At 69.2% G+C, this 16482-nt stretch carries 19 protein-coding genes; 6 read left to right on the top strand and 13 right to left on the bottom strand.

Annotated elements, in window-relative coordinates; genetic code table 11:
* Positions 1-3 precede the first annotated feature (3 nt).
* From ACIBHY_RS24430 to ACIBHY_RS24405, 6 genes are all read right to left on the bottom strand, one after another.
* A complete protein-coding gene (locus ACIBHY_RS24430) occupies positions 4-1008 on the bottom strand; it encodes an ABC transporter ATP-binding protein (protein WP_397307761.1) in 1005 nt (334 codons plus the stop codon).
* Positions 1005-1970, bottom strand: coding sequence for an ABC transporter ATP-binding protein (locus ACIBHY_RS24425; protein WP_397247914.1), 966 nt, complete (start codon positions 1968-1970; stop codon positions 1005-1007). Before ACIBHY_RS24425 ends, ACIBHY_RS24430 begins: the two co-directional genes overlap by 4 nt.
* Entirely contained in the window at positions 1967-2839 is an 873-nt protein-coding gene (locus ACIBHY_RS24420) for an ABC transporter permease (RefSeq protein ID WP_397247912.1), read from the bottom strand. Before ACIBHY_RS24420 ends, ACIBHY_RS24425 begins: the two co-directional genes overlap by 4 nt.
* Positions 2836-3891: an ABC transporter permease gene (locus ACIBHY_RS24415; protein WP_397247910.1), complete on the bottom strand. Its 1056-nt coding sequence runs from the start codon at positions 3889-3891 to the stop codon at positions 2836-2838. The genes ACIBHY_RS24420 and ACIBHY_RS24415 overlap by 4 nt, the downstream gene beginning before the upstream one ends.
* Positions 3888-5702 carry an ABC transporter substrate-binding protein gene (locus tag ACIBHY_RS24410; RefSeq protein WP_397247908.1) on the bottom strand — a complete coding sequence of 605 codons (1815 nt, stop codon included), beginning with the start codon at positions 5700-5702 and terminating at the stop codon, positions 3888-3890. Before ACIBHY_RS24410 ends, ACIBHY_RS24415 begins: the two co-directional genes overlap by 4 nt.
* Positions 5703-5815: 113 nt before the next feature.
* Complete coding sequence (locus ACIBHY_RS24405; protein ID WP_397247906.1) at positions 5816-7450, bottom strand: ABC-F family ATP-binding cassette domain-containing protein; 1635 nt, start codon at positions 7448-7450, stop codon at positions 5816-5818.
* A gap of 58 nt (positions 7451-7508) precedes the next feature.
* Here ACIBHY_RS24405 and ACIBHY_RS24400 point away from each other — a divergent pair, with 58 nt between their 5' ends.
* The 3 genes from ACIBHY_RS24400 to ACIBHY_RS24390 are packed head-to-tail and all read left to right on the top strand — an operon-like array spanning position 7509 to position 9049.
* Positions 7509-7877 carry a DUF2809 domain-containing protein gene (locus tag ACIBHY_RS24400; protein ID WP_397307760.1) on the top strand — a complete coding sequence of 123 codons (369 nt, stop codon included), beginning with the start codon at positions 7509-7511 and terminating at the stop codon, positions 7875-7877.
* Positions 7878-7935: 58 nt separating this feature from the next.
* A complete protein-coding gene (locus ACIBHY_RS24395; RefSeq protein WP_397307759.1) occupies positions 7936-8547 on the top strand; it encodes a Pr6Pr family membrane protein in 612 nt (203 codons plus the stop codon).
* Positions 8522-9049: a type 1 glutamine amidotransferase domain-containing protein gene (locus ACIBHY_RS24390; protein WP_397247900.1), complete on the top strand. Its 528-nt coding sequence runs from the start codon at positions 8522-8524 to the stop codon at positions 9047-9049. Before ACIBHY_RS24395 ends, ACIBHY_RS24390 begins: the two co-directional genes overlap by 26 nt.
* On the opposite strand, the gene ACIBHY_RS24385 is transcribed toward ACIBHY_RS24390, so the two are convergent.
* Positions 9042-9581, bottom strand: coding sequence for an AAA family ATPase (locus ACIBHY_RS24385; protein WP_397247898.1), 540 nt, complete (start codon positions 9579-9581; stop codon positions 9042-9044). The two genes, ACIBHY_RS24390 and ACIBHY_RS24385, sit on opposite strands and share 8 nt — an antisense overlap.
* Positions 9582-9638: 57 nt before the next feature.
* Here ACIBHY_RS24385 and ACIBHY_RS24380 point away from each other — a divergent pair, with 57 nt between their 5' ends.
* Together ACIBHY_RS24380 and ACIBHY_RS24375 are read left to right on the top strand one after the other, a co-directional pair.
* A complete protein-coding gene (locus ACIBHY_RS24380) occupies positions 9639-10145 on the top strand; it encodes a hypothetical protein (protein WP_397307758.1) in 507 nt (168 codons plus the stop codon).
* Between the two features lie 344 nt (positions 10146-10489).
* Complete coding sequence (locus tag ACIBHY_RS24375; protein WP_397307757.1) at positions 10490-12016, top strand: amino acid permease; 1527 nt, start codon at positions 10490-10492, stop codon at positions 12014-12016.
* 19 nt (positions 12017-12035) lie between these two features.
* Here the strand turns inward: ACIBHY_RS24375 and lipB are convergent, their stop codons facing one another.
* From lipB to ACIBHY_RS24355, 4 genes are all read right to left on the bottom strand, one after another.
* Positions 12036-12674, bottom strand: a complete 639-nt coding sequence (gene lipB / locus ACIBHY_RS24370) for a lipoyl(octanoyl) transferase LipB (protein WP_397247892.1) — start codon at positions 12672-12674, stop codon at positions 12036-12038.
* A gap of 1 nt (position 12675) precedes the next feature.
* On the bottom strand, positions 12676-12864 hold the full coding sequence (locus ACIBHY_RS24365) for a PspC domain-containing protein (protein WP_379615231.1): 189 nt from the start codon (positions 12862-12864) through the stop codon (positions 12676-12678).
* Positions 12865-12927: 63 nt separating this feature from the next.
* Positions 12928-13434, bottom strand: coding sequence for an HAD domain-containing protein (locus ACIBHY_RS24360; RefSeq protein WP_379615233.1), 507 nt, complete (start codon positions 13432-13434; stop codon positions 12928-12930).
* Positions 13431-14342, bottom strand: coding sequence for an AraC family transcriptional regulator (locus ACIBHY_RS24355; RefSeq protein ID WP_397247890.1), 912 nt, complete (start codon positions 14340-14342; stop codon positions 13431-13433). The genes ACIBHY_RS24360 and ACIBHY_RS24355 overlap by 4 nt, the downstream gene beginning before the upstream one ends.
* 75 nt (positions 14343-14417) lie before the next feature.
* On the opposite strand from ACIBHY_RS24355, the gene ACIBHY_RS24350 reads away from it, so the two are divergent.
* On the top strand, positions 14418-15227 hold the full coding sequence (locus ACIBHY_RS24350) for an NmrA family NAD(P)-binding protein (RefSeq protein ID WP_397307756.1): 810 nt from the start codon (positions 14418-14420) through the stop codon (positions 15225-15227).
* Here ACIBHY_RS24350 and ACIBHY_RS24345 read toward each other — a convergent pair.
* Together ACIBHY_RS24345 and ACIBHY_RS24340 are read right to left on the bottom strand one after the other, a co-directional pair.
* Positions 15224-15919, bottom strand: coding sequence for a hypothetical protein (locus tag ACIBHY_RS24345; RefSeq protein ID WP_397307755.1), 696 nt, complete (start codon positions 15917-15919; stop codon positions 15224-15226). The two genes, ACIBHY_RS24350 and ACIBHY_RS24345, sit on opposite strands and share 4 nt — an antisense overlap.
* The gene (locus tag ACIBHY_RS24340; RefSeq protein ID WP_397248033.1) at positions 15916-16401 is read right to left on the bottom strand and encodes a SigE family RNA polymerase sigma factor; all 486 of its coding nucleotides are present in this window, start codon (positions 16399-16401) and stop codon (positions 15916-15918) included. Before ACIBHY_RS24340 ends, ACIBHY_RS24345 begins: the two co-directional genes overlap by 4 nt.
* Between the last annotated feature and the right edge of the window lie 81 nt (positions 16402-16482).

Here is a 16482-nt window from a genome sequence, read left to right as displayed (position 1 = left end):
GTATCAGGTGGTCAGAGCCGCGTAGTGGCAGGCCTGCTGTGCGCTGGGCACGGCGGGCAGGATCTCCAGCGTCTCGGTCCTGCACCTGGCCGCCACCCCGGCCTCCTCCGCCTTGCCCAAGGCCAGCACCTGGCAGCGCGCGTGGAAGCGGCAGCCGCCCGGGATGCGGGTCGGGTCCGGGGGCTCACCGGTCAGGATGACGCGTTCCGGCGACTCGGGCAGCACCGACATCAGCGCCTGCGTGTACGGGTGGCGCGGCGCGGTCAGGACCTGCTCGACCGGGCCGGACTCGACGATGCGGCCCAGGTACATGACCGCCACCCGGTCGGCGATGTTCCACGCGAGGCCCAGGTCGTGGGTGACGACCAGGGCCGACAGGCCGAGGTCGGCGCGGAGCCTGAGCATGAGGGCGAGGATCTCGCCGCGTACGGAGGCGTCCAGCGAGGCGACCGGCTCGTCGGCCACCAGGACGCGCGGGTTGAGCGCGAGCGCCCCGGCGATGACGACGCGCTGACGCTGGCCGCCGGACAGCTCGTGCGGGTAGCGCAGGAAGAAGCGCTCCGGCGGCCGGAGCCCGGCCCGTGACAGCGCCTCGGCGACGACCTTCTCCTCGTCGGGCAGGCCGTGGATGCGCGGACCCTCGGCGACCGCCTCGTACACGGTGTGGCGGGGGTTGAGCGAGCCGGTCGGGTCCTGCAGGACGAGTTGCACCTCGCGCCGGTAGGCCTTGAGCGAGCGGGAGTCGTAGGACAGGGACGCGCCGCCGTATCGGACGGTGCCGGAGCTGGGACGCTCCAGGCCGAGCAGCGTGCGCGCGAGCGTGGTCTTGCCGCAGCCGGACTCGCCGACCAGCGCGACGATCTCGCCCTCGCCGATGGCCAGGTTCACGCCGTCGACGGCGCGGGCGCGCCGCCCGCGCGAGGCGAAGTCCACGTGCAGGTCCTGCGCCTCCAGCAGGGTGGTGCGGGTGGCGGCCGTCCGCTCCACGGGCGTCTCGGTCTCGGTCATGACGCCTCCTTCACGTGCACGCAGGCAGCGGAACGGCCGGCGCCGGCGGACCAGAGCTCGGTGTCCAGGGTCGGGCAGGCCTCGACCGCCACCGGGCACCGGGGATGGAACGAGCAGCCGCCGGGCAGTTGCATCGGATCGGGCGGGTCGCCGCCGAGGCCTTTGGGCGCCATGCGGGAGACCGGGTCTCCGACGGTCGGGAAGGCGGCGGCCAGTGCCTTGCTGTAGGGGTGCTTGGCGTCGTGGAAGACCTCGTGGGAGGGGCCGTTCTCGACGATGCGGCCGGCGTACATGACGGCCAGCTCCCCGCACACATCCGCCAGGACCGACAAATCGTGAGAAATCATGATCAGGGAGATGTCCTGGGAAGCCACCAGCTCCTTGATCAACGTCAGCACCTGAGCCTGGACCATCACGTCGAGCGCGGTCGTCGGCTCGTCTGCGATGATCAGCCGGGGCTCGCAGGCCAGCGCCATCGCGATCATGATCCGCTGCCGCTGCCCGCCGGACAGCTCGTGCGGGTAGCTGCGCGCCCGCCAGGACGGCAGACCCACCTGGTCGAGCAGTTCGGCGACCCGCTTGCGCGCGCCCTCCGGCTTGGCCAGGCCGTGCACCAGCAGCGGCTCGGCGATCTGGTCGCCGATGCGGCGTACCGGATTGAGGCCGTGCTGCGCGCCCTGGAAGACGATCGACGCCTCCGCCCAGCGGACCGCCCGCAGGCGGCCCCACTTCATGGTCAGCACGTCCTCGCCGTCGAGCAGGATCTTGCCGGTGACGCGGGCGTCGGCGGGCAGCAGCCGCAGCAGCGACATGGCCAGCGTCGACTTGCCCGATCCCGACTCGCCCGCGACGCCCAGCGCCGCGCCCGCCGCCAGCTTCAGCGAGACCCCGCGTACCGCCGGAACCTCGCCCGAGGCGATCCGGTAGGTGACGTGGAGGTCGTCCAGTTCGAGCAGGCTCATCGCAACCTCGGGTTCAGCACGGCTTCCAGGGCCCGGCCGACCAGCGTGAACGCCATCACGACGGCGACGATGCACAGGCCGGGGATGACGATGTACCACCAGGCGCCGTTGGAGGCGGCGTTCCAGTCGTAGGAGCCGCGCAGCATGGTCCCCCACGACGTCCTGTTGGAGCTCACGCCGAGGAAGGCCAGCGTGGACTCGGTGACGATCGCGCTGGCCACCTCCAGCGTGGTGCTGGCCAGCAGCAGCGGCGCCACGTTCGGCAGCACGTGCCTGGTCATGATGTGCCAGTGCCCCGCGCCGAGTGCCTTCGAGCGCTCGATGTACGGCCGCGCCTCCACGGCCAGCGTCTGCGCCCTGATCAGCCGCGCCGTGGACGGCCACGCCGTGACCCCGATCGCCACGATGATCGTCGTCATGCTGCCGCCCAGGATGGCGGCCAGCACCAGCGCGGTCACCAGCGACGGCAGCACCAGGAACCAGTCGGTGACCCGCATCAGCGCGGCGCCGATCCAGCCGCGGAAGTGCCCGGCGGCGATCCCGATCACGGTGCCGATCACCATGGCGAGCACGGCGGCCAGGAACCCGATGAGCAACGAGGTCCGCGAGCCCCACCAGATCAGCTCCAGGATGGAGCGCCCGGACTCGTCGTTGCCCAGGGCGCTGTCCGTGCCGGGCGCGCCGAACCTCTTCCCGGTGTCCGAGACCACGCCGGTCACGCTTTCGTCGATGAACAGCGGCGCGATCAGCGCCAGCACGACGGCGACCAGCAGGATGGCCAGCCCGACGACACCGGCGGGCTGGCGGCGGAACGTGGTCCAGAACCGGCTGAACGCCATCTTCCTGCGCGTCCACGTGAGCGCGGTCATGCCGACCTCACCCTCGGGTCGAGAACGTGGTAGACCACGTCGGCCAGCGTGTTCATGAGGATCACCGAGACGCACAGCAGCATGAACGTGCCCTGCATCAGCGTGAAGTCCGGCACCTTGATCGCCCGGTAGAACAGCTGCCCGAGTCCCGGCCAGGTGAAGATGGCCTCCACCGTGACCGCGCCGCCCACGACGAAGCCGATGCGCATGAAGACCAGCGTCACGGTCGGCAGCAGGGCGTTGGGCACGGCGTGGCGGCGCCGTACCTCGTCGTCGCGCAGGCCCTTGGCCCGTGCGGTCGTGATGTAGTCCTGACCGACCTCGTCCAGCAGCGACGAGCGCATGACCAGCAGGTACTGGGCGTAGACGACGCCGACCATGGTGAGCACGGGCAGCACCATGTGCATGCCGACGTCCAGGACGTACGCGAAGCCGTCCGGGGCGTCCACGCTCTCGATGCCGCGGGTGGGGAAGATGCCCGGGATCGGGCCGATCCCGTTGCCCAGCGCCATGAGCAGCAGCAGCCCGAGCCAGAACGTCGGCACCGACCAGAAGATCAGCGAGGTGCTGGTGGAGAAGCGGTCGAAGCGGCTGCCGCGCCGCCAGCCCGCCTTGGTGCCCTGCCAGACGCCGAGGCCGACGGCGACCACCAGGGCCGTGCCCGCCAGAAGGATCGTGGCCGGCAGACGGTCCCAGATCAGGTCGAGGACCGGGCGCTTGTACTCGTAGGAGGTGCCCAGATCCAGCCGGAGCGTGCCGGTCAGGAAGTCGAGGAACTGGTCGAACAGCGGCTTGTCGAGCCCGAGCCGGCGGCGTTCGAGGTCGAGCTGGGCCGGTGTCATGTTCCTGCCCTGGGCCAGGGCCCGCACCGGGTCGCCCGGCAGCATGCGGAACAGGAAGAACGTACCGATGATCACCATGCCGATGCTGAGCAGAGCCCCGCCCGCCTTGACCGCCGCGTAGCGCAGCGTTCCCCGGTAGGCGGGGCGCTCGTCACCGGGACCCGCCGCCTGCTCGGCGGCGGGTTCGATGGCTTCGAGCGGAGCTGTCATTCGCGTTCGTCCGCGACGCCCTTGCGCCGCCTGACCAGGAAGAATCCGGCGCCGCCGACCACGATGACCGCGGCCACGATGCCGATGATCAGGCCGGTGTTGGAGCCGCCGGCGCCCGAGCCGGAGGCGCCGGCCGCGGTGGCCTTGGCGTCCAGCGTGTAGAAGGGCCAGAAGCTGCTGCCGCCGTAGATGATGCCGTCACCCTCGGGGATCGAGGTGACGCTGGTGATCGTGTTCTTGCGGTAGCCCTCAAGGTCGTTCGGGTAGTAGATGGCGATCACCGGAGCGTCGGTGTAGAGCTTCTTCTGCATCTGCTTGATGATCTCGGCGCGCTTGGGGCGGTCGAGCTCCTTCAGCTGATCCTGGTAGAGCTTCTCGAAGTCGGGGTTGCAGTAGAAGGACTCGGTGCCGCCGCCCTCGCCGGCCGCGTTCGGCCGCCGGCTGCACAGGTGCGTGGCCAGGACCTCTTCGGGGTCGGGGTTGACCGACCAGCCGCTGATCGCGATGTCGAACAGGCCGGTGACGCCGGTCTCCTCGGTGAACTTGCTGGAGTCGAGCCGGTTCGTGGTCAGCGTGATGCCGACCTCCTTGAAGAACCCGGTCAGGTACTCGGCCAGCTTGTCCTCGACGGGAGTGTCGGTGTGGATGCTGAAGCGGAACTCGAGCTTCTTCTTGCCGTCGGGCATCGTGCGGACGCCGTCGGCGCCCTTCTTGTAGCCGGCCTCGTCGAGGATCTTGTTGGCCGCGGCCACGTCGTAGGAGATCTTCTCCGCGCCGGCGGCCTCCCAGAAGAAGTCCGTGTACATCGGCGGCACGATCGAGCCGTCGGCCGGCTTGGCCAGGCCGTTCTGCACCTCGGCGACGAGCTTGGCCTTGTCGATCGCGTGGTGCAGCGCGGTGCGGACCTTCGGGTCCTTCAGCGCCGGGTGGCCGTCACCGACGGGCTTGTCGTCGGTGGTGGTGGCGCCGTGGTTGATCTGCAGGTACGCCGAGCGCCTGCCCTGCTTGTTCCACTGCTCGATGTTGGCGTCACCGGCGAGCGCCTCGAAGTCGGAGGGGGCGAGGCGGCCGATGAGGTCGATGTCGCCCTTCTTCAGCCCGACGATCGCGGCGGCCGGGTTGTCATAGAAGATGACCTGCAGCTCGTCGATCTTGGGCTTGCCGCGCCAGTAGTCGGGGTTGGCCTTCAGCTTGACGTACTGGTCCTTCTTGTGTTCCGTCGCGATGTACGGCCCGCTGCTGACGGCCGGATACTGGTCGGCCTCGAACTTGGCGATGTCGGTGACCTTCTCCCACACATGCTTCGGCATGATCGGGATGGGGTTCTCCAGCATCGAGGCCTGCGGGGCCTTGAGCTTGATGGTGAGGTCCTGGCCCGAGGCGGTGACGCTCTCGAAGTTCTCGACGGCCGGGCCGTTGGCGGTCTTGGCCGCCTCGTCCGTCATGATCTTGTTGAAGGTCCAGGCGGCGTCGTCGGCGGTGACCGGCTTGCCGTCCGACCACTTCGCCTGCCGGATCTTGAACGTCCAGGTGAGGCCGTCCGGCGACGACGTCCACGATTCGGCCAGGTCGGGGCTGGGCTTCAAGGTCTTGGAGTCGGGGACCGTGAGGAAGCCGAACATCCAGCGGTGAACCGAGGTCGAGATCAGCCGGACCGCGAGAAAGGGATTCATCGAGTCGACGGCCTGGGTCGCGCCAACGCGGACGATCTTCTTCCCCGCCGCCGGTTCCTGAGCGAGGGCCATTTGACCCTGACCTGCTATGACAAGTGCCACGCTCAGCGCCGACAGGCGCGCGAGCCATCTCTTCATGTGTGCCTCACCTTCAGGCGGGGGGTTCCCTGTGTAGAGAAAGGCACACCATCCCGTAGTCGCGTGTCAACGAGTGGCGGAAAATTGTTTCATTCTCGTTTCCTGGAGCGGTGTTAATTTTCAAAGACCTGCCCGGCGTCGACCTTGAGATGGCGATCCACCTGCACGGCCTCCAGCATGCGCCGGTCATGGGTCACCAGCAGCAGTGTGCCGGGGTAGCTCGCCAGCGCCGACTCCAGCTGCTCGATCGCCGGCAGGTCGAGGTGGTTCGTGGGCTCGTCGAGCACCAGCAGGTTGACGCCCCTGGCCTGCAGAAGCGCCAGCGCCGCGCGGGTCCGCTCGCCGGGTGAGAGCGTCGCGGCGGCGCGCGGAACATGCCCCGCCCGCAGCCCGAACTTGGCCAGCAGCGTACGCGCCTCACCCGGAACCAGCCCGGCCTCGCGGGTGAAGGCGTCGATCAGCGGTTCCTCACCCACGAACAGCCCTCTGGCCTGGTCCACCTCACCGACCACGACGCCGGGACCCAGCGCCGCGTGACCCTCGTCCAGGGGAACACGGCCGAGCAGCGCGCCGAGCAACGTGGTCTTGCCCGAGCCGTTGGCCCCGGTGATCGCCACGCGCTCCGCCCAGCCGATCTCCAGGTCGACCGGGCCCAGGGTGAAGCCGCCCCGCCGGACCACGCCCTGGCGTACCGTGGCCACGACGGCGCCCGCGCGGGGAGCGACGGCGATCTCCATCCGCAGCTCCCACTCCTTGCGCGGCTCCTCCACGACGTCCAGGCGCTCGATCATCTTCTCGGTCTGCTTGGCCTTCGCCGCCTGCTTCTCCGTGGTCTCGATGCGGGCGTTGCGTCCGATCTTGTCGTTGTCGGGCATCTTGCGGCGGGCGTTCTTGACGCCCTTCTCCATCCACGCCCGCTGCGTGCGCGCGCGGGCCTCCAGCCCGGCGCGGGTGTCGGCATACTCCTCGTACTGCTCGCGCGCATGCCTGCGGGCCACCTCGCGCTCGTCCAGATAGGCCTGGTAGCCGCCCCCGTACAGGTTGACCTGCTGCTGGGCCAGGTCCAGCTCCAGCACCTTCGTCACGGTCCTGGCCAGGAACTCACGGTCGTGCGAGACCACCACGGTGCCCGCCCGCAGCCCCCGCACGAACGTCTCCAGCCGGTCGAGCCCGTCGAGGTCGAGGTCGTTGGTGGGCTCGTCGAGCAGGAACAGGTCATACCGGCTGAGCAGCAGGGACGCCAGCCCGGCCCGAGCCGCCTGCCCGCCGGACAGCGTCGTCATGGGCTGATCCAGATCGACCTTCAGCCCCAGCTCGGCGGCCACTTCCTCGGCCCGCTCGTCCAGATCCGCGCCGCCCAGCGACAACCAGCGCTCCAGGGCGACGCTGTAGAGGTCGTCGGCACCCGCGGCCTCCTCGACGATGGCCTGAGTGGCCTCGTCGAGGTCCTTCTGCGCCTTGGTCACGCCCGTACGCCTGGCCAGGAACGCCCTGACCGTCTCCCCCGGCCGGCGCTCCGGCTCCTGCGGCAGGTGGCCGACGACGGCCGTGGCCGGGCTCAGCCGTATCTCGCCCTCCTCCGGCGCGTCGATCCCGGCGAGCATCCGCAGCAACGTCGACTTGCCCGCGCCGTTGGCGCCGACCAGCCCGATCACGTCACCAGGACCCGCCACCAGGTCGAGCCCGGAGAACAACACCCGCTCCCCGTGCCCGGCGGCCAGGTTCTTCACTACCATCGTCGCGCTCACGTGCATTGATGCTAGCCAGCCGGGCGCGCCCCGGTCGAAGCCATTTAGGCTCTGGGGAATGTCCCGCCTGCCCACCGCAGTACTCGCCGCCGTCACCGTGGCCGCGGGACTGGGCGTACGCGCGCTGTTCTCCGGCCCCTTCGCCAAGTACTCCGGCGACGCCCTCTACACCGTGCTGATCTACCTGGTGATCGTCTTCATCCGCCCGCACGTGCGCCCGTGGATCGCCAGCCTGCTGGCCTGCGGGGTGAGCTGGGTCATCGAGTTCACCCAGCTCGCCGGCATCCCCGCGCTCCTGCGCCCGCTCCTCGGCAGCACCTTCAACCCACCCGACCTCTTCTGGTACGCCGCCGGCGCCACCCTGGCCGCGGCGGCCCATCACCTCATCCTCCGCCGCGCGCCTTCAGGAGGCGGGGCCGACGCGTGAGTGCCGGGCCATTGGTTGTACCGATCCGCCGAATTGCGCGACGCTAAGGCCGGTGTTCATGCGTACCTTATGGCGAATCCTGCTGGTGGCCGCCGCACTCACCGGAGTCGCACTCGCACTCGTCGAACTACGCGATCCCTGGGTGACGTTCACGGTGCAGAGCAACACCGTGCTGGCCGCCTACTACCTGTGGCTCCTGGCCGCCCGCCGCGAAGGCGGCCCCTCCGTCCGCGGCGCGGTCACCCTCTATCTGGTCGTGACCGGAGTCGTCGCCTTCTTCGCCCTCCCCCTGCCCCAGTCCGCCCGTAACCTGCTGCTCCACGGGGTCACGCCGCTGATGGTCCTGGTCGACTGGACCGCCTTCACGCACACCCGCCGCCCCGGCTGGGCCGACCCGTTCAAGTGGCTGGCCTTCCCCCTGGGATACGCGGTGCTGGTGTTGCTCACCGCCCCGGATCTACCGGTCAGAATGGCCCGCCGCCATCTGCGCCTGACCGAGATCGGCTTCTTCGACTATGTGCTGGCGGGGCTGGGATTCAGCGCCGTGTTCCTCACTGCCGGGTACGCGCTGATCGCCCTCACGCATATCTCCACCACACCCGGAAAGGGGGCCCAAAAAGGGAGAAGTCACCATGCAGGGAAAGATGATCGCATTCCTCGCAGCCCCTGAAGGCGTAGAGCAGATCGAACTGCTCGACCCCTGGAAGGCCGTCAAGCAAGCCGGCGGCACCCCGCGCCTGATCTCCACCACCTCCGGCTCCATCCAGGGCTTCAACCACCTCGACAAGGGCGACGTCTTCGCCGTGGACGCCACCGTCGACGAGGTGAGCGCCGCCGACTTCGACGCCCTCGTACTCCCCGGCGGCGTGGCCAACCCCGACCTCCTGCGCACGGTCCCGCGGGCCGTCGACTTCGTCCGCGGCTTCTTCGACAGCGGCAAGCCGGTGGCGGCCATCTGCCACGCGCCATGGACCCTCATAGAAGCCGGCGTGGTCCGCGACCGCACCCTCACCTCCTGGCCCAGCCTGCGAACAGACCTGCGCAACGCCGGAGCCACCTGGGTCGACAAGGAGATCGTGGTGGACACCGACGCCCCGAGCACCCTCATCACCAGCCGCAAACCCGACGACCTCAAGGCGTTCTGCCACGCCCTGGTGGACGCGATCACCTGACGCGGGCCGCCGTCACCCGGCCAGCCAGAGCCGCGACGTCAACCGGACCCGTGGTGTCCACCCGATGCACAGGCCCGAGCGCGAGCGGTTCCGCCTGCCGTACCCAATGACGCCAGAGCTCATCGTCCACCCGGGAGTCAAGATGAATCGGGTGCCGCCCGGCACGCGCCCGATACCGGCGCAGGGCAAGATCCGGGGGAACGTCACACCAGACCTCCTGAGAAGCCGCCACACCCGCCCGCCGCAACCCGTCCACGACCACCGGACGAAGATCCCGCAACCAAGGACTCTCCAGTACGGCACCGCCGCACGCATCGGCCAGCAGAGTCCAGAGGGTCTCACCGGCGGCCTTACCGAGCCTGCGACTCCACTCGGCTCGGGATGAGCCGGGCGGGGCGGCGCCGAGCACGTCGGCCAGCGTCTCCTTCACCCGGTCCTTGCTGAGAAGAGGCAGCGCGAGAGCACCGGCCAGCGCTTGGGCCAACGTGGTCTTGCCCGAGCCGGGCAGGCCGTTCACGAGGACGACGAGCATGCCCGGATGCTAGATCACCGCCTCCCGTCGGAGCCGCATATGTGAAGATGTCCAGCCATGGCGGACTTGTACGAACTGCTGGTGACAGCCGATCTTCCCGATGACCTCTCAGAAACCGAAGTGGCCGAACTCCGATGGCACCTTGGGCTCGGGCCGGAGCCTGAGGCGTTCACCATCGTGACCGATTTCCCCGCCGAGTTCGTCGGCGACCCTGACGATCCCCGGGTCGCGGCGAGCGGGGAAGGTTATTGGGCGGCGGTACGACTCCCCGCGCTGGCCCAGCGCGGGGCCGCCGCCAGGATCCGCGGAGTGCTCTTCTCGGCGCTCGAGCGTCGCGGCCCCGAGGAACGACGCCCCGGATGGGCGTTGACCTCGCGCCAGGAGATCCACGCGGACGACTTCGACCTGGCGACGCAATTCATCCGATGGCTTGACCGGAGGGTGCGCGAGTCGGCGTTCGACCTCTCCCTGCACCTGCGCTTCTACGAGGACGACGCCCTCGAACCGGCCTCTCTGCGGGACGGCGAACTCGTGACCGGGAAGACCGGGGCCCCTCTCCCCTGAACTCTGACCAGGTACGTCGGCGCGCCGCGACGGACCGGGTGACCCCGCCCTGGCGCCCAACGGGGCGACCTCCGGGCATGGGCTTCGACTCCGGAGGTTGAGGCTCGGCTCGACTGGACAACACAGCCTTGCCCCACCGCGCGAAGCGCGCACCACGGCTGGACCGAGCCTGTCGGGTGGAGACGGGCAGGACGTACGGAGCGCAGCGGAGCACCTTTGGAGAGCCTCGTATGGGGGCGAAATACCAAGAGGATCTCTTACTACCTTGAAACTCTCGTGTAACCGCTTGATCGGAGGAACGAATTGGTCTAGAGGTAGACCAAAGAACCCCCCGAGGAGACCACATGACTGTGGATGAGGATTCCAAACGACTCGCCGAGCTGGGTTACAAGCAGGAACTCGCACGAACCTGGAGCGGTTTCTCCAATTTCGCCATCTCCTTCTCGATCATCTCCATCCTCGCCGGCTGCTTCACCACCTTCTACCAAGCCTGGAACAACGGCGGCCCGGTCGCCATCTCCTGGGGCTGGCCTCTGATCTCGATTTTCATCCTGATCATCGGCTTCTGCATGTCTGAGCTCGTCTCCGCCTATCCGACGGCGGGCGGCATCTACTGGTGGGCGACCAAGCTGGGCAAACCCATCCACGGCTGGTTCACCGGCTGGCTGAACCTGGTGGGCCTGATCGCGGTCACCGCCTCGGTCGACTACGGCTGCGCCACCTTCCTCGACCTCACGCTCACGCAGTTCTTCCCCACCTGGGAACCGAGCCTGGCCAGGGTGTTCGGCTTCTTCGCGGTGATCCTCATTCTCCACGCGCTGATCAACATCTACAGCCATCGCCTGATCTCGGTGCTGCAGAACGTCTCCGTCTGGTGGCACGTGGCGGGGGCCGCGGTCGTCGTCGGGCTTCTGGTGTTCCTGCCGCAGCAGCACCAGTCGGTCTCGTTCGTGTTCACCGAGACGATCAACAACTCCGGCTTCGGCGACGGGACGGGCGGCCTGCCGTTCTGGTTCTACGTGCTGCCGCTGGGCTTCCTGCTGACGCAGTACACGATCACCGGGTTCGACGCGTGCGCGCACGTCTCGGAGGAGACCCACGGCGCGGCCACGTCGGCGGCCAAGGGGCTCTGGAAGTCGATCTTCTACTCGGCGATCGGCGGCTGGATCGTACTGCTGGCGTTCCTGTTCGCGGCCACGGACGTGGACGCGATCAACGAGAGCGGCGGCGCGGTGGCGACGATCTTCACGACCGCGCTCGACTGGGCTCCGGCGACGCTGATCCTGGCGATCTCGACGCTCGGCCAGTTCTTCTGCGGGATGAGCTGCGTGACCTCGATGTCGCGGATGACCTACGCGTTCTCGCGGGACGGCGCGGTGCCCGGCTGGCGGCTGTGGTCACGCGTGAACGACAACCGCACCCCGGTCAACGCCATCCTCGCCGGCTGCGGCGTGGCGCTGCTGATCACGCTCCCGGCCCTGTGGGCCCCTCCCGGTACGGCCGCGCCGGTCGCTTTCCTCGCGGTGGTTTCGATCGCGGTCATCGGCCTCTACCTGGCCTTCCTGATCCCGATCTGGCTGCGGCTGAAGCAGGGCGCCGCGTTCGTGCCGGGACCGTGGACGCTGGGCTCGAAGTACAAGGTCCTGAACTGGATCGCCATCATCGAGATCATCGTGATCTCGATCTACTTCATCATGCCGGTCTCGCCGAAGGGGGTCCCGGGCAACGCCGAGTTCACCTGGACGGCGGTCAACTACGCGCCGCTCGCGGTGGGCGTGGTGCTGGCGGGCATCGCCCTGTGGTGGACGTTGTCGGCCAAGCGCTGGTTCACCGGGCCCCGCCGTACCGTGGACGAGGTGCCCACGCCTTAAGAGACGAGGTCCCCACTCCCTAGGCGGAGGCCTCGAAGGCGGTCGCGACGATCTCGCGGACCTCGGTCATGGTGGCGGCGTCCAGCTCGCGCTTGACCGAGGTCATGTCGACGTCCGGCATGCCGCACGCCACCGCCCAGTGCCAGGGTTCGAGGTCGCCGTCGACGTTGAGCGCGAAGCCGTGGCTGGTGACGCCGCGGCTCTGCCGCATCCCGATCGACGCGATCTTGCGGCTGGTCTCACTGGTCCAGACGCCGGTCAGGAGCTCGTGGCCGGGCGGGGTGTCGCGGCGCTCGGCGGGCAGGCCGAGCTTGCCCAGCGCCTCGACGAGGCGGAGCTCCACCTCGCGGACGTAGTCGACGATGCCCTCGTCCTCACCAAGCTTGACGATCACGTAGCCGACGAGCTGGCCGGGGCCGTGGTAGGTCAGCTGGCCGCCACGGCCGGTCTCCACGACCGGCACCCCGCGGGCGGGGTCGGGCAGGTGCTCCAGCGGTGTGCGCCGCCCGACGGTGAAGACCATCGGGTGGCTCAGCAACCACAGCGTGTCGCGCCGCTCGTCTCTCTGCCGTTGACCGACCAGGTCGGTCATGCGGTCCATGGCCTCGTCGTAGCCGACGAGATCGTCCTGGATGAGCGTGAGCGGGCGCGACTTCATACTAGTGAGCGTAGCTCCGCGGGCCGTTGGGCAGGACGATCCAGAGAATGATGTAAAGCACCCACATGGGGCCGGGCAGCAGCGACAGCAGCAGCCACAGCGCCCTCACGACAGTGGGCGACCAGCCGAGCTTGTCCGCGATGCCACCGCAGACGCCGGCCAGAATCCTGTGCTCCTTCGAGCGGTACATCTCGCTCCTCCGTTGGTTGCGAACTCACCCGGTAAAACGGACAACCAGGTGATTCGCGTTCCACTATGGACCCTGAGAAAACCCTGACAGGGTGAGCCATTCGGCGGCGAGGTCGAAATGTTGCCTGGTCAGTCCCCTTTTCGGGTCGACCTGGACGAGGAAGAAGTCGCCGACGTCCGGGTGGTCCCTGAGATAGTGCTCGTCGGCGGAGAACAGCAGGTCGTCGAACCACACGAACGGCCGCCCCCGCACGTACGCGGCCACGTGCGGCGTCTTGAACATCTCCCCCACCTCGCTCGGACGATCCTGGGCCACCCGGATGACCGGCAAGGTGGGCAGCCCGAGGCGGGGGGCGATCCATTCGTTGGCGTGGTGTTCCCAGGTGGTCGCCCACACGAGTTCGGCGCCGGCCCGCACGGCCAGTTCGAGCAGCCAGGTGCCGTGCCGCGGGTTGAGGTGGACCGTGTAGGTCTCGCCTTCGAGCACGCACCGGTAGCGCCGGAAGTCCGCGGACGGCCGGCCGAGCGGGTTGAGCACGCCGTCGATGTCGACGAGCACCAGGGGTTTCATCCGACCTTGTATTCCTGGGGACTGACGCCCCGTACCCGTTTGAAGGCGGTGCTGAGGGCGAACGGGCTGCCGTAGCCGACCTTCCTGGCGACGGAGCCGATGGTGGCGCCGGGCTCGCGCAGCAGGTCGGCGGCGAGGGCGAGGCGCCAGTCGGTGAGGAAGGCCATCGGCGGCTCGCCCACGAGTTCGGTGAAGCGCCTGGCCAGCGAGGCCCGCGAGACGCCGACCTCGGCGGCCAGGGAGGCGACGGTCCAGGGGTGGGCGGGGTTGTTGTGGAGCATGCGCATGGCCTTGCCGACGATCGGGTCGCTCTGGGCGCGGTACCAGGCGGGCGCCTCGTGGTCGGCGAACCAGGAGCGCAGCGTGGAGATCAGCAGCAGGTCGAGCAGCCGGTCGAGCACGGCTTCCTGGCCGGGTTCGTCGCGGACCATCTCGGCGCCGAGCAGGCCGATCAGCGGCCCGCCCGGGAGCACGAGGAGCTTCGGCAGCGCCTCCAGCAGCCGTCTGCCGACCTCGGTCTCCATGGCGTAGGTCCCGACGATCATGATGGTGTCGCCGTCGGCGCTGTTTCCCCAGGTACGCACGCCCAGATCCATGGACTGGTAGAGCGATTCGCCGTCCAGCGTGGTGCAGTGCTGGTCGGCCCCGATGATGATCTGGGGTGTGGTGTCCGGCTGATCGGCCACGACGTACTCGTCCGGCCCGCGCACGATCGCCACCTCACCGGGGCTGATCCGGACGGGCCCGCCGCCGACAGGCACCACCCACGCCTGCCCCTTGACCACCCCCACCACGGTGAGCGGCGCCTGGTCCTCCACCCGCATCGACCAGGGCGGATCCAGGAGGGCACGCAGCAGAAAAGCGCCCCGGGCACGTGGCCCGTCGAGGAGTGCGGCAAGCTGGTCCATGGTTGAGACGATCGCATATGGAATGGCGCGTTTCAACCATGTCCAGTCTCATTCACAGCCGCTTAACTATGAGGCATGACGAACAACACGACACTGGTTCTCGGTTCCAACGGCAAGACCGGCCGCCGCGTGGTCGAGCGGCTTGAGGCGATGGGCCTCGACGTGCGCAAGGGCTCTCGCCCGGCGTTCGACTGGGAAGACGACTCCACCTGGGCGCCCATCGTCCGCGACGTCCACGCCGTCTACATCACCTACTACCCCGACCTCGCCTTCCCCGGCGCGCTCGACCGGATCCGCACCTTCACCGAGATCGCCGTCACGGCGGGCGTGCGCAGGCTGGTCCTGCTGTCCGGCCGCAACGAGGAACTCGCCCAGGAGGCCGAGCAGGTCGTCCTCGGCGCCGGCGTCGAGGCGACGGTCGTGCGCTGCTCGTGGTTCATGCAGAACTTCGACGAGGGCTGGCTCCTGGACCCGGTGCTGAGCGGCACCATCGCGCTGCCCGCCGGCGCGGTCACCGAGCCCTTCGTCGACGTGGAGGACATCGCGGACGTCGCCACCGCGGCACTGACCCAGGACGGCCACGCCGGCAAGGTCTACGAGCTGACCGGCCCCCGCCTGATCAGCTTCGCCGAGGCCGCCGCCACGATCAGCGCCGCGACCGGGCGCGAGGTCACCTACGTCTCGGTCACGCCGGAGGAGTTCGCCGCCGGCGCCATCGCGGCCGGCGTGCCCGAGGACGAGGCCCACGGTCTCAACGCGCTGTTCGCCGAGGTCCTCGACGGCCGTAACGAAAACCTCGCCGACGGGGTACGGCAGGCCCTCGGCCGACCGGCCCGCGACTTCGCCGAGTACGCCGAGCAGGCGGCTCCGGCGTGGAAGGTCTAGGGCCGGTCGTAGACCCCGGCCGACCAGGCCCCGGCCTGTACGCCCAGGTCGGCGGCGAGCGAGAGGGCGACGTCGTACCGGATGAGCTCGGCGGCGGCGTACCTGCCGTCGCAGAGCCCCTTCTCCTTGTCGGCCAGCACGCAGTCCTTGAGCGGCCGGTCCACCACGGGGGCGTTGGCCGGGAACACCCAGACGCGCACGCTCGTGGCCTTCCCCGCCACCTCGAACCGGGTCCCGTGGCCGGCGCACGGGGCCGTGGCCCCGTCCCTGTCGGCCCCGCCCTTGAACGACAGCACCACCCAGGCGCCCGGTTCCTCGCACCGCACCACAAGGGTGGAGGACTTGGGGGTGAGTTTCAGGTCGTGGCCGACGGCCGACTTGTCGGAGTAGAGACCGTCGGAGCGGTCCTTGCCGCCGAGAGTGAGGGAAGGCTCCCGCTCGACCGTCCGCGACGGCGTCACCGAGGGGGTCGCGGCGGCCACCGGGACCGGATCCGGGTTCGGGCTCTGCCCGGGGATCAGCAGGAACGCGACCAGCGCGGCGGCCCCCGCCAGCACCGCGCTCATCCCCCACCGGATCATCAGCATCCTGCGGCCCCGCCGTACGATCTGGGTCACGTCTGTCGCCCTTTCGGGTGCGGGTGCGGTGCGCTCGTCCAGCAGCGCCCGCAGGTCGTCCTCGGTGAACGTCATCGCGCCGCCTCCTCGGACCGGATGCCCGGATGTACGCGCAGCTTGGCCAGCGCCCTGCCGAGCTGCGTCTTCACGGTGCCGAGCGAACAACCCAGCACATGGGCGCACTGCGGGAGCGTCAACTCCTCGAAGTAGTGCAGGACGATCACCGCGCGCTGCCGCCCCGACAGCTCCCGGATCGCCGACCACACCGCGGCCTTCTCCTCCGCCTCGGCCGAGAAGTCGCCGCCCGGGATCTCGGGCAGCCGCTCGGTCGGCACCTCGCCCCGCCACCTCCGCCGCCACCAGGAGGCGTGGGTGTGGGTGAGGATGCGGTAGACGTAGGGATCCGGGTCGCCGTCGATCCGCCGCCAGGCCGTCCACGCCTTGGCCAGAGCGGTCTGGACGAGGTCGTCCGCGGTGTCCCAGTCGCCGGTGAGCACATAGGCGGTACGGCGCAGCCGCGCTGACCGCGTCATCACGTACTCGGCGAAAGTGTCCATCACCGGTACTACGGTCTGGACCGCCCAACCGGACGACACCCGTTTCCAGAAATTTCCGGACCCATCCCGCTCCCCGAGAGC

This window comes from Nonomuraea sp. NPDC050547 (assembly GCF_044457345.1).
Lineage (GTDB): Bacteria > Actinomycetota > Actinomycetes > Streptosporangiales > Streptosporangiaceae > Nonomuraea.
The sequence above is the reverse complement of the archived record's forward strand: the minus strand, read 5'-3'. Positions and strand labels throughout refer to the sequence as shown.